Source organism: Paraburkholderia sediminicola, assembly GCF_046027355.1.
Taxonomy (GTDB): domain Bacteria; phylum Pseudomonadota; class Gammaproteobacteria; order Burkholderiales; family Burkholderiaceae; genus Paraburkholderia; species Paraburkholderia sediminicola_B.
Genome location: NZ_JAQQEK010000001.1, coordinates 615,041 through 627,410, shown reverse-complemented (window position 1 = coordinate 627,410; position 12,370 = coordinate 615,041). Strand labels below are relative to the sequence as shown.

11 protein-coding genes are annotated in these 12,370 nt (G+C 62.4%); 6 read left to right on the top strand and 5 right to left on the bottom strand.

Annotated elements, in window-relative coordinates:
• Nucleotides 1-234: 234 nt before the first annotated feature.
• Nucleotides 235-1,158: a 4-hydroxy-tetrahydrodipicolinate synthase gene (dapA, locus tag PQR42_RS02895; RefSeq protein WP_408493554.1), complete on the bottom strand. Its 924-nt coding sequence runs from the start codon at nt 1,156-1,158 to the stop codon at nt 235-237.
• 385 nt (nt 1,159-1,543) lie between these two features.
• On the opposite strand from dapA, the gene PQR42_RS02890 reads away from it, so the two are divergent.
• On the top strand, nt 1,544-2,836 hold the full coding sequence (locus PQR42_RS02890) for an aspartate carbamoyltransferase (protein ID WP_408210939.1): 1,293 nt from the start codon (nt 1,544-1,546) through the stop codon (nt 2,834-2,836).
• 48 nt (nt 2,837-2,884) lie between these two features.
• Here PQR42_RS02890 and PQR42_RS02885 read toward each other — a convergent pair whose 3' ends face one another.
• On the bottom strand, nt 2,885-3,736 hold the full coding sequence (locus tag PQR42_RS02885; protein ID WP_408387579.1) for an alpha/beta hydrolase: 852 nt from the start codon (nt 3,734-3,736) through the stop codon (nt 2,885-2,887).
• A 157-nt stretch (nt 3,737-3,893) separates the two neighbouring features.
• The gene (locus PQR42_RS02880; RefSeq protein ID WP_408387578.1) at nt 3,894-4,670 is read right to left on the bottom strand and encodes an NAD(P)H-dependent oxidoreductase; all 777 of its coding nucleotides are present in this window, start codon (nt 4,668-4,670) and stop codon (nt 3,894-3,896) included.
• 71 nt (nt 4,671-4,741) lie between these two features.
• Here PQR42_RS02880 and PQR42_RS02875 point away from each other — a divergent pair, with 71 nt between their 5' ends.
• Complete coding sequence (locus tag PQR42_RS02875; RefSeq protein WP_408387577.1) at nt 4,742-5,650, top strand: LysR family transcriptional regulator; 909 nt, start codon at nt 4,742-4,744, stop codon at nt 5,648-5,650.
• 18 nt (nt 5,651-5,668) lie between these two features.
• Here PQR42_RS02875 and PQR42_RS02870 read toward each other — a convergent pair whose 3' ends face one another.
• Nucleotides 5,669-6,550 (bottom strand): aldo/keto reductase family oxidoreductase, encoded by an 882-nt coding sequence (locus PQR42_RS02870; protein ID WP_408387576.1) that lies wholly within the window; start codon nt 6,548-6,550, stop codon nt 5,669-5,671.
• Between the two features lie 103 nt (nt 6,551-6,653).
• On the opposite strand from PQR42_RS02870, the gene PQR42_RS02865 reads away from it, so the two are divergent.
• On the top strand, nt 6,654-7,553 hold the full coding sequence (locus tag PQR42_RS02865; protein WP_408387575.1) for a LysR family transcriptional regulator: 900 nt from the start codon (nt 6,654-6,656) through the stop codon (nt 7,551-7,553).
• A gap of 102 nt (nt 7,554-7,655) precedes the next feature.
• Here the strand turns inward: PQR42_RS02865 and PQR42_RS02860 are convergent, their stop codons facing one another.
• On the bottom strand, nt 7,656-8,015 hold the full coding sequence (locus tag PQR42_RS02860; protein ID WP_408210955.1) for a response regulator: 360 nt from the start codon (nt 8,013-8,015) through the stop codon (nt 7,656-7,658).
• A 281-nt stretch (nt 8,016-8,296) separates the two neighbouring features.
• Between PQR42_RS02860 and PQR42_RS02855 the strand changes: the two genes are divergently transcribed.
• The 3 genes from PQR42_RS02855 to PQR42_RS02845 all read left to right on the top strand — a co-directional run bounded on the left by PQR42_RS02855 (nt 8,297) and on the right by PQR42_RS02845 (nt 12,319).
• Nucleotides 8,297-9,514, top strand: coding sequence for a sensor histidine kinase (locus PQR42_RS02855; protein WP_408493553.1), 1,218 nt, complete (start codon nt 8,297-8,299; stop codon nt 9,512-9,514).
• A gap of 23 nt (nt 9,515-9,537) precedes the next feature.
• Nucleotides 9,538-10,026 (top strand): GNAT family N-acetyltransferase, encoded by a 489-nt coding sequence (locus PQR42_RS02850; RefSeq protein WP_408387573.1) that lies wholly within the window; start codon nt 9,538-9,540, stop codon nt 10,024-10,026.
• Between the two features lie 445 nt (nt 10,027-10,471).
• Entirely contained in the window at nt 10,472-12,319 is a 1,848-nt protein-coding gene (locus tag PQR42_RS02845; protein WP_408387572.1) for a S10 family serine carboxypeptidase-like protein, read from the top strand.
• Nucleotides 12,320-12,370: the final 51 nt, after the last annotated feature.

Sequence of the window (12,370 nt, the reverse complement as noted above, 5' to 3'; positions counted from 1 at the left end):
GCGCCGGCCGCGCGACGGATGCCGGGCGATTGCAAACGGGACAGAAGATCAGCGAACGAGGCTAACTGCATGCGGCATCGACCGGATACGCACCGGTCGCGATAAGGAACAGAGGCGCCGATTATCCCCTGGCAGCACGAAGCATCATCTCAAATACAGGACGATGGGACGATGTGTCACGCGCGGCGCGTACGCCGTGCCGCGCATGCCCTCTGTTTCGCCATGAGCGCCCGCTCAAACCGATACTTCGGTCTCCTGCGACTCGCTACGCTCCCGTTCAGCCAGCGCTTCGAGCCGCTCGATCAGCGCACCGCTGGCGCGCGTCATCGGCATGCGCAGTTCGTCGCGTATCAGGCCTTGCGCGGCCAGCAAGGCCTTGACCGGGGCGGGATTCGGTTCGGCGAACAGCGCCTGGATCAGCGGCGCGAGCGAATGGAAAATGCGCCGGCCATCGGCGAGCCGCCCCGCCGCGAGCGCGCGATACATCTCGACGAAACGCTCGGGCCGCACATGCGCGGACGCCGCGATCGCCCCGCTGCCGCCCAGACACAAGGTATTGAAAATATTGATGTCCTCGCCGGTGAGCACCTGCAGGCGGCCGTCGCGAATCAGCGCGAGCGTGGTGTCGAGCGAACCGGCGCAATCCTTCACCGCCTGAATCCGCGGATGCGCCGCGAGCGTGAGCAGCGTGTCGAGTTCGAACCGCACGCCGGTTCGATACGGAATGTCGTACAGCACGACCGGCTTCTCGCTGGCATCGGCAAGCGCCATGAAATGCCCGACGATCCCCGCCTGCGAAGGCCGGATGTAATACGGCGCGGCCATCAGTACGCCGGCAACCGGTAGTGCGTTCAATTGCTCGATGCGCTCGCGCATGCTCGCCGTGTGATTGCCCGATACGCCGGCCAGCACCGGCAGCGCTCGCCCGTCCTGCGCCAGATGGGCGGCGGCCTGCGCTTCGTCGAGAATCGTCGCCAGCACGGCGTCCTGTTCGGCGGCGTCGAGCGCGGCGGGTTCGCCGGTCGTGCCGAGCGCGACCAGCCCGGCGATGCCCGCGCCGGTATAGCGGCGCACCAGCGCGCGCAAGGCGGCGTGATCGACGGCGCCGTCGGCGAACGGCGTGATGAGCGGAACCCAGATACCCGAAAAAATAGACATGTCTTTACCTCGATGACGACCGTATCGATTCCGTCAGGCAGTGCGAGGGAGGAAAGACAGGAAAGTGCCCAGGCGGGCGTTGACCGGCTGTTCCGTCGCACATCTGACGGAACAGCGAGCTCCGGTCAGATGAGCGGCTGTTTTTTGGCTTTGGCGCCGACGTTCGAACCCCACGCGCGTGCGGCAACGACGCTCGCGTGAGCGAGACGTGCGGAGGTCGACGGGCGGAGTCTGAGCGTGGGGCCGGAATGCATGAGACGCAGTGTAACCGCGACCGGCGCGGCTTGGCAAAGTCCATCGCGAAATTGCTTGACTTCTGCCGCAGGAAAACTAATATACGCACCGCGTACATCAGCCCGCCATCCCCTCTTCCGACAGGTGCCTCATGAGCGTCCCGCAACAAGCCTTCCTACGCGATGCGATGCGTCGCCTGAACATGACGCGCGACACGTTCGCGAGCCGCATCGGCGTATCGCGCCGGGCGCTCGACACGTGGCTCCTGCCGGACGACTCGCAGGAATCGCGGGCTATGCCGGAAATCGTCGAGCGCTTCGTGTCGGAAATCGTCGTGCATGGCGAGCCCGGCGAAAAGTATACGCAAAGCGTAGACTCACAGTCGCTCGCCAGCCAGATGCTGTTCGAAGGCAAGCCGCAGCTGCTCTCGGTGGATCAGTTCTCGCGCGACTCGGTGGAAGCGCTGTTTCGCGTGGCCGACATCATGCAGCCGATCGCCCGGCGCCGCAAAATCTCCCGCGTGCTGGAAGGCGCGGTGCTCGGCAATCTGTTCTTCGAGGCTAGCACGCGCACCCGCGTGAGCTTCGGCGCGGCGTTCTGCCGGCTGGGCGGCTCGGTCTGCGACACCACCGGCTTCACGTTTTCGTCGATGGCCAAGGGCGAGTCGATCTACGACACCAGCCGCGTGATGAGCGGCTATGTGGACGCGCTGGTGATCCGCCATCCGGAGCAAGGCTCGGTGGCCGAATTCGCGCGCGCCACCAACGTGCCGGTGATCAACGGCGGCGACGGGCCGGGAGAACACCCGAGCCAGGCGCTGCTTGATCTGTACACGATTCAGCGCGAGTTCTCGCGCCTTGGCAAGATCGTCGACGGCGCGCATATCGCGCTGGTCGGCGACCTCAAATACGGGCGCACCGTGCACTCGCTGGTCAAGCTGCTGGCGCTGTACCGCGGCATCAAATTCACGCTGATCTCGCCGCCCATGCTCGAAATGCCGAGCTACATCCTCGAGCAGATTTCACGCAACGACCACGTGATCGAGCAGACTCACGATCTGACCGCCGGGTTGCGCGGCGCCGATGTGGTGTACGCCACGCGCATCCAGAAGGAGCGCTTCACCGACGAATCGTTCGAAGGCTACACGCCGGATTTCCAGATCAATCAGGCGCTGGTGGATAGCGTGTGCGGCGCCGATACGCTGATCATGCACCCGCTGCCGCGCGACAGCCGGCCGGGCGCGAACGATCTGAGCGTGGACCTGAATCACGATTCACGGCTGGCGATCTTCCGGCAAACCGACAACGGCATTCCGGTGCGGATGGCGATTTTCGCGGTGCTGCTGGGCGTCGAGAAACTGGTCCAGCATTCCATGCGCGATGCGGCATGGCGCCCGCCCGCCTATCTCGGCCCGGACGATGCGGTGTTTCACGGTATCGATTGATGGATCCGTGGGCGGCTCGACGCCGTCCCACAGCGCGCGGGCACAGCCTCAAGCCGCGGCGCTGGCCGCAATGGCCCCGTTGCGCTTGAACGCCCCGGCGAAAAACAGCACCTGATACTGCACCGCGTTGGCCCAGTACTTCCAGGTGTGGCCGCCGGGCCGCTCCGCGTAGTCGTGCGGCACGCCGAGTTCGACCAGGCGCTCATGCAGCGTCCGGTTCGATTGCACCAGCGAGTCGTTCACCCCGCAGTCGATCGTCAGCGCGATATGCGCATTGCCGAAACTGCGCGCATTCTCGACGATCGCCTCGTTGTTCCAGAAATCGGCATGCCGCATCGGATCGCCGAATACCTGGTCGATGCCGGGCTCGTCCTCGCAGCCACGCGGATCCACCGCGCCGCTGATACTGCCCGCGGCGCCGAATTCGTCCGGCCGGTCCAGCGCGATACGCAAGGCGCCGAAACCGCCCATGCTCAAGCCGGTAATGGCGCGCGCCTGACGCGTCGCAATCGTGCGGAAATGCGCATCGACGTAGCTCACCACCTCCGTGCCCACATAGGTTTCGTACCGGCTGTGCGGATCGACCGGACTGTCGATGTACCAGCTTTCGTGGCCGCCATCGGGCATCACGAGGATCACGTGATAGCGGTCCGCCAGCTTGCCGATCTGCGAATTCGAGGTCCAGTCGGTGTAATTGCCGCCCGAGCCGTGCAGCAGATAGACGACCGGAAAGCGATCAGCCGCTTTGCCGCGCGCGTATTGATCCGGCAGCACGACCGTCGCTTCGAGCGACTTATGCATGGCCGCGCTCGGAATGGTGACGACCCGCGCCTGAAACGCCCAGCCAGGCGTCGTAAAAAGCAGCGTCAGAATGAGCCAGAACGCACGAGCTTTATTCATGGTTTGTCGCTCTTCCCTTTCCAGGAGTCCGAAGAACACTGTCCGGCACACGGCGGCACAATTCTGTCGACGACTCTAGCAATGGCGACTTACAACCAAATTTCAGCGAAACCTACGATCCCGTCAGCTTGGGGTTGCGGTAATAGTCCCGCGAATCCTATTCGACGTGCGCGCCGAAGCCGACTTTTTCGGGCTCGATATCGGCCCGCAACGTCAGTTCCGGAATCGTGTATGCGCCGCTGTTCTGAGGCCGGAACGGAATCGGCGCGGTGTTCCAGAGATCGTCGAGACGCTGCCCGAGTGCATCACGCACTTCTGGATAGTTCGTTTCATCGATGCGGCTCGTGCGGTAGATCACAAACGGCGGCAACACGTCGAAGCCAGGGTAATACAGAATGCCGTGCTGAATCGGGAACAGCACGTCGTCCATCGGACCATTGATGCCGCGCGGACTATAGTGCGATTCCCAGCCGCCCGTCGTGACCACCAGCATCGCGCGCTTGCCGGCGAGTGTGCCTTCGCCGTAACGCTCGCCCCAGCGCGCGTCGGAATGCTCGCCGACGCCGTACGCAAAACCGTACGCATACACGCGCTCCACCCAGCCTTTGAGGATGGCCGGCATGGTGAACCACCAGAGCGGAAACTGCAGAATCACGGCATCCGCCCACACGAGCTTCTCCTGTTCGAGCTCGATGTCTTTGCTCTGCAGCCCATTCTCGAACGCATGCTTCGAGTCGAGCGCAGGATCAAAGCGCTCACCGGGTTGTTTCGCGAGGCTGTCGTTTGCATCGAGCGATGCTTTCCACTGCATTGCGTACAGATCGGATACCTGAACGGTGTGTCCGGCATCTTCAAGACGTTTGACCGCAAAGTCCCTGAGCGACCCATTCAACGACTTGGGTTCCGGGTGCGCATAAACAAGAAGAACGTTCATCACATGGCCTTCATGGCTAAAAGAAACCAAAGATAGCCCTCGCTCCAGTATATTGGAAATGAATTGCCAATATGTCAGGTATAGCCATGAATAATCTCAGGAGGCTCGACCTCAACCTGCTCGTCACGCTCGACGTGCTGCTGTCGGAACACAACGTCACGCGCGCGGCGCAGCGGCTGAACTTCTCGCAACCGTCGGTCAGCGTGCATCTGGCCAAACTGCGCGAGGTCCTCGGCGACCCGCTGTTGCTGCCCGGACCGCGAGGCATGCGGCCCACCGCGCGCGCCGAGGCGTTGCGCGAACCCTTGCGCGAAGCGCTCGAGGCACTCGAGCGCGCGGTGGCGCCGGCACGCCCTTTCGATCCCGCCGAAGCGACGCAAAGCTGGCACATTGCCGCGACCGACTACGTCGAATCGACGATCATCCTGCCCGCACTGGCCGGCCTGCGCGCGGCGGCGCCGGGCACGCGCCTCGCCGTCGTCGAATTGGTGCCACCGCGTATCGCGCGGCAAGCAGAACAGGGGGAGATCGATCTGGGATTTCATACCAGCGAAGGCGCGCCCGAAGGATTGCGCCATCGGGTGCTATTCGCCGAGCAGTATGTTCTGGTGGGCCGCGCCGGCCATCCGCGTCTGAAGCGCCGGCCGACGCTCGCGCAGTTCTGCAAACTGGAGCACGTAATCGTGTCGCCGGACGGCGGTGGATTTGCCGGCGTGACGGACGAAGTGCTCGCGAAGGCCGGCATGACACGCCGGGTCGTGCTGTCCGTGCCGCACTTTTTGTTCATGTTGTCGGCGCTCGCGAGTACCGACCTGGTGGGCATGCTGCCCGCGCGACTGGTACGCGGCAACAGTGCGCTGCGGGTGGTCGAGCCGCCACTGGAAGTGCCGGGCTACGAGATCGCGATGCTCTGGCACGAGCGCTCGCACCGCGATCCGGCGCATCAGTGGCTGCGGGAGTACATCGCGAATTCGGCGTGAAATCGCCGTGGCTTGCGATCACGCTTCGCTGTTAGCGCGGCCGATCGCATCCAGTTCCGCGCACACCTCGGCGGACAATTTCAATTGCGACGCCTGCAGATTTTCACGCAGGTGCCCGACGCTCGACGTGCCGGGAATCAGCAGGATGTTCGGTGCCCGCTGCAGCAGCCACGCGAGCGCCACTTGCATCGGCGTCATGCCGAGTGTTTGAGCAATATCCGACAGCGCTGACGACTGAATCGGCGTGAACCCGCCAAGCGGGAAGAACGGCACATACGCGATCCCCTTCCCCGCGAGTTCGTCGATCAACGCGTCGTCTTCCCGGTGCACCACGTTGTAGTGATTCTGCACGCAGACGATTTCGGCAATGCGCTGCGCTTCGGCTATCTGCGTCGCCGTCACGTTGCTCAAACCGATATGGCGCACGAGCCCGCGCCGTTGGAGTTCGGCAAGCGCCGTCACCTGCTTCTCGATCGAGCCTTCAGAGGGCGCGTGCACGTCGCCCATGATCCGCATGTTCACGACCTCGAGCACATCGAGGCCGAGATTGCGCAGATTGTCGTGCACGCCGCGCTCGATATCGTCCGGTTCGAGCGCCGGCAGCCACGCGCCGTCGCTGCCGCGCACCGCGCCCACCTTGGTGACGATCACGAGGTCGCCGGGATAAGGATGCAGCGCTTCGCGGATCAACTGGTTGGTGATGTGCGGCCCGTAAAAATCGCTCGTATCGATGTGATTGACGCCCGACGCCACCGCTTCGCGCAACACGGCGAGCGCTGCATCGCGATCCTTCGGCGGCCCGAACACGCCGGGTCCGGCGAGTTGCATGGCGCCGTAGCCCATGCGGCGCACCAGGCGGCCGGCCAGCGGGAAGGTGTCCGTGGTATTGAGATTCGACATGACGCGCTCCTTGGTGAGTGTTGAATGGAAGTATGGACGCGGTTGCGTTGTTTAATAAAGCCGTCTAACGTGTACGGGTTGTTTAAAATTCTGCACAATCGTTATGGAATTGAATGATCTGGCCGCCTTCGCCTCGGTCGCCCGCGCAGGCGGCTTTCGCGACGCGGCGCGCGTCAGCGGCGTGTCGGCGTCGAGTCTGAGCATCGCCGTGCGCCGCCTCGAGGCCAAGCTCGGCCTGCGCCTGCTCAACCGCACCACGCGCAGTGTGGCGCCGACCGAGGCCGGCTTGCGTCTCATCGAGAAGCTGGCGCCGCTCTTCAGCGAGATGGAAGCGGCGCTAGACGTGCTGAACGTGCTCAGGGACAAGCCGGCCGGCACGCTCAAACTGAACGTGCCGTCGAGCGCCGCCCGAATCGTCTTGCCGGGCATCATCGCCGCGTTCCTGAAGACGTATCCCGACATCCGCGTCGAGGTCGTGGTCGAGGATGGTTTCGTCGACGTGCTGTCGATCGGCTGCGACGCCGGCATTCGCTATGACGATCGGCTCGAACAGGACATGATCGCGATTCCGATCGGACCACGCGTGCAACGCTTCGCCACGGCGGCGGCGCCGAGCTATCTCGACGCGCACGGCCGTCCCGATCATCCCAGTGAGTTGCTTTCGCATGCGTGCCTGCGCGGCCAGTTCGCCGGCGGCGCCATGCCGATCTGGTATTTCGAGCGCGACGGCGAAGTGTTGCAGTTGAATCCCTCGGGACCGCTGCTGGTGCGGCCGGGCGCGGCGATCGATCTCGCGGTCAGCGCGGCCGTCGCGGGCGTGGGTGTCATTCACCTGTTCGAAGACATGCTGCGCCCGCATCTCGACAGCGGCGCATTGGAGCCGATTCTGGAGCCGTGGTGGCAGCGTTTTTCAGGCCCGTTTCTTTATTATCCGGGGCATCGTCATTTGCCCGCGCCGTTGCGCGCGTTCGTCGATTTTTTGAAGGTGCTGAATCCGGCCTGATGCGAGGCGGAGAGAAATTCGCAGAGGGCAATATTGCCGGTCACCGAAGAGGCGACACGCGCGATTCGGAAGAAACTGCCCGTTGCGGTGATCCATCAATAGCTAATGCCGTTGCTTGCACAGTTGCGCGACCGTCGTCAAAAAAAGCTCCGCGCCCACCGGCTTTCTCAAGCAGACATCCCAGTTCTTGACCGCGCCGTCGGGCGGCGAAACAGCGGTATGCATGAGAATCGGCACGTTGGCGAGCTCCGGTATCGCCTTCAGCCGACGGCACAACTCAGCGCCATCCATCAGCGGCATCATCCAGTCGGTGATGATCAGGGCGGGAACACGGATTGCGGCACGCGCAACCGCCTCCGCGCCGTTGCTCGCGCAACCAACTTCGTAACCTTCGTTCTCGAGTATCAGGCGCCACGCTGCCAGGATTTCCGGCTCGTCGTCCACCAGCAAGATTGAGTGCATCAGGGGCCGCCGGGTTAAACGTTCGAGTTAGCGTTATTGTCATCTGCCGACAGCGCCGCAAGAGGTGTTCCACAATTGCCAATTGCGGTGATAATGGTGCGAATGATCGGCTGCAGCGACGCTTTCGGAACACGCGAGGGCGCAGAGCTTGCCAGCCAGGCCTTCAATTGACTCCAGCCGAAAGTACCTGTCCTGTGAGGCACGCCATGCGCCTCCAGTCCGACGCGCTTGGGTGGTTCAAGCCTCTGTATGTTGTAGAAACTTCACCCCAATGCGCCATCATGACCGACACACGCGTTAGCCCGCTGCGCAATTTTGCTGACTTCGTTCGCGCGGAACGGACCCGGCTCACCGAGCAATGGATGAATGCCGTATTCGGCGACTCCGATCTCGTCGAAGCGGACAAACTCACTTATCAGCAACTCGCGGATCATCTGCCGGAACTTCTCGAAGGACTGTGCGCGGCGCTCGATGTCGAGGATCTCGAACGGGTCGAGACGGCCCTCGAGCGCGATGCGAGAAAACATGGCAAGGTGCGCTGGCGCCAGTGCTATCGTATCGAGGAGCTGGTGCGCGAACTCGATCTCTTCGATCAGGTTCTGGCCGAAGCGCTCGAGGAGTTCGCCAGTCTCGACAGCACGTTCACGCGCCGCCATGAGAGCCGCGCGCGGCGCCTGATCGCCGAAACCTTCAGCATGGTCACGCTCGCGTCAATCAAGGAAGTGGTCAGCGAACGGGACCGCAAGATCGACGAGTACACCGGCCGGCTAGAGCGCGCCAATCACGAGCTGATGCTGAAGCAGCGGCTGGTAAGCGACCTGTATGAGTCGCGCATGCAGATTACACGCAGCGTGGTCCACGATCTGCGCAACTTTCTGAACACGTTTTCCATCGCGCTGCAATTGATCTCGCGCGCGCCTGCAAAAGCCGAAACGGCGTTGACGCTGGCGAACCGCCAGGCCGCCGACATGAAACAGCTCGTCGAGCAGATGGTCGAATATTCCGTGGTGCTCGGCGACGGCGCCCCGTTCGCATTCGAACAGGTTGAACTGCGCGAGCTGTACGATGAACTCGTCACCTCGTCGCGCCCGTCGATCGAGGCAAAACGACTCACGTTGCGCGCGGCGTTCGACCCTGCGTTGACGGCCGTCACATCCAATCGTCTCAAGCTCAAACAGATTGCCGTCAATCTGCTCTCCAACGCGACCAAGTACACCAAGTCGGGGGAAATCGAATTGAACTTCGCGATGGCCGACGCGGAACACTGGTCGATTCGCGTCGCGGATACCGGCGTGGGCATCGCGCCCTCGGATGCGGACCGCGTGTTCGACGAATTCGAGCGCGCCGCGGGCGAAGATATTCCCGGCACGGGCCTCGGTCTCGCCATTGTCAAGGAACTGTGCCGCGTGTTGAACGGACACATCCATTTCGTCTCGCGCGAAGGTGTGGGGACTACGTTCGAGATCCGCTTCCCGCTGGTGCTAGTGGAACCGCAATAGGACCGCACGACTGACGAAAACCCATGATCCAGATCACGACCGCCCAATTCCCAGAGCAACTGGAAGCGGTCCGGGCCATCTTCCGCGAATACGCCGAGAGCCTGGGCATCGATCTCGGCTTCCAGAACTTCGAGTCCGAGCTCGCCGACTTGCCCGGCAAATTCGCGACACCGCGAGGCCAGGTGCTTCTCGCGCACAACGAAGAAGAACTCGTTGGCTGCGTCGCCATGCGGCCTCTCGACGATACGACGTGCGAAATGAAACGGCTCTATGTCCGTCCAGCGGGACGCAGCCTGCAGGCCGGCAGGCAATTGGCGACGCGCATTTGCGATATCGCGAGAGACGCGGGATATCACCGCATTCGTCTCGACTCGCTGCCGACCATGCAGGCCGCGCTCGAGCTTTATGCGTCGCTGGGTTTCGAACGGATTCCGGCTTATGTCTTCAATCCGATTGCCGGCGCGGTATTTCTGGAACGCAATCTGATTCGCCCGGAAAATCAACCGGCATAGTCCGGCAATGCGACACCAATTAATCATTACGTTTAGCAAACAACAATTTTAATTTTGTAATAAATAATCAGCGAATTAATAGCGGCGTAAAGTCCGTACGCATTCACTTCCGCACGAATCCACGCGCAGCTTTCCGAAGCCGTCATTACGGAAATTCGTCGCGTCCTTGACAAAGGACTACGGCGTCACCTATTTTTTATCTGCCGCCAATATACGAATATTCGATTGCGGATAAACATGCCGGAGACAACCGGAATATTCAATCACACTATTTAGTTATTCTACTCATCCTGCATAGCGGGAAAATGGCTATGCATTTTTAAGCAAATTGGTCTCCACCGCTGTATTGCGGCGATGCATCCAGAATATTTCGAACTCCGATGCATCTTCATCCGCTATGGCGGCCTTTGTGAAAAGGTATCTGAATCCACCACCGAGGATAGAGATGAAACGAGACGAGCGTCTTCGAGGCAATAGCCCTTTTCGTCAGCGCAAGCTGCCGGCTCCAGGGATTCTGGCAATGACAATGGCAGCGGCAGTCATGCTGCTCGGCGGATGCGGCGGCGGGGACGGCGGTTCGTCGTCCGGCACGGCCGTGAGCATGCAGCAGAGCGCCGCGAATCAGCAACTCAGCGCTCAGGCCGCCTCGCAGCCGCAGGCGCCGACCGCCAATCAAACCTATATCGACCCGGTCGCCTATTCGGCCAAGGCCAACGACGGCCTCGCGCCCGCCCAGGCCTCGGAGAAGGCGGCGGTGATGCACTACCAGTGGACGCTCGGCAGGACGCCGATCAACTACACCACCACCACCGGCCATCTGACGGCGGCCGATGCGAACGGCAACCCCGAAGCCACCATGTCGTATGTGGCGTACACCGCGCCCGGCACGAACGGTGCGGCGCGCCCTGTCACGTTCGTCTACAACGGCGGCCCGGGCTCCTCCTCGATCTGGCTGCGGCTCGGCTCATTCGCGCCGACGCGCGTGGCCACGCCCGACCCGGTGTTCGGCAACTGGCCGAACTACCCACTCGTGGATAACAAGGAAAGCCTGATCGACACCACGGACATGGTCTTCATCGACCCGCCGGGAACCGGGCTTTCCGAAGCGATTCTGCCGAACACGAACAAGAAGTACTGGACCACCGACGCCGACGTCAACATCATGCGCGACTTCATCCAGCGCTATCTGGCGGTCAACAATCGCAGCAGCTCGCCGATCTATCTGTATGGCGAGTCGTACGGCACGCCGCGTACCGACATGCTGGCGCTGGCGCTCGAATCCGCCGGCGTGCATCTGACCGGCATCGTGCTGCAATCGGCAATCCTGAACTATTTCGCCGATGCGATCGAAGCGGTCGCCATCACGGAGTCGTCGGAAGAGCTGGCGCTCGATACGGATACGCTGGCGGGCTATTTCCCCGGCTATGCGGAGGTCGCGGCGTACTACAACCAGGCGTCGCCGGCGCCGCTCAATCAGGATCTCTACGCGTTGCAGACCACGCTGTTCGTGACGGCGGAATATAAGAAGTTCAGGCGTTACTCGCAGTCATGGGTGCTCAGCCAACTCGGCATACCCGGCGCGTTGGGCAAGCCCGTGTTCCCCAATGCGAAAACGATCGAGTCGTGGACCTTGCCATCGGGTTTGACGGTGCAGGCGTTGCAAGGCTATTTCAACCGCGATCCGTTCTCGACGAGCCTGCTGCCCGGCACGACGATCGGCCGCTATGACGGGCGCGTGTCGTTGCCGAATTCGGATCCGCGTCTGCAAAGCGATTCCGATCCGTCCGACATCCTGATCTCGCAGCCGTTCACCACGGCGCTCGCCACCCAGATGCCGGACTATCTCGGCTACACGGCGCCGAATGCGACCTATATGCCGCTGAACGACGACATCATCGAGGTGTGGGATTTCTCGCACGACGGGCAGGCCTTGCCCGACACGATCCCCGACCTGCTCGGTGCGCTGACGCTCAATCCGCAACTCAGGGTGCTCTCGGAAAACGGCTTCCACGATCTGGCCACGCCGTTCCTCAATACCGAGAAGCAGTTGGCGCGGTTGCAGACCGTGCCAGGCCTGAATCCTGACTTGCAGGTCAATTTCTTCCAGGGTGGCCACATGATCTATCTTGACGACGTCGCCCGTCCGCTGATGAAGCGCGACCTCGTGCGCTTCTACCGCGGCACGCCGCTTCCCGATGCGCTCGCGCTCTGGACGCTGCCGGCGCCGTGGCGCGACGAAAGTCCCGCCAGCGAGCCGACCGCCACCGCCACGGCGCAAGTGACGGCGCCTTGACGGAGCCTTCACGGAACCTGGTTCGCGATACCCTAATCACTCAATCCATGC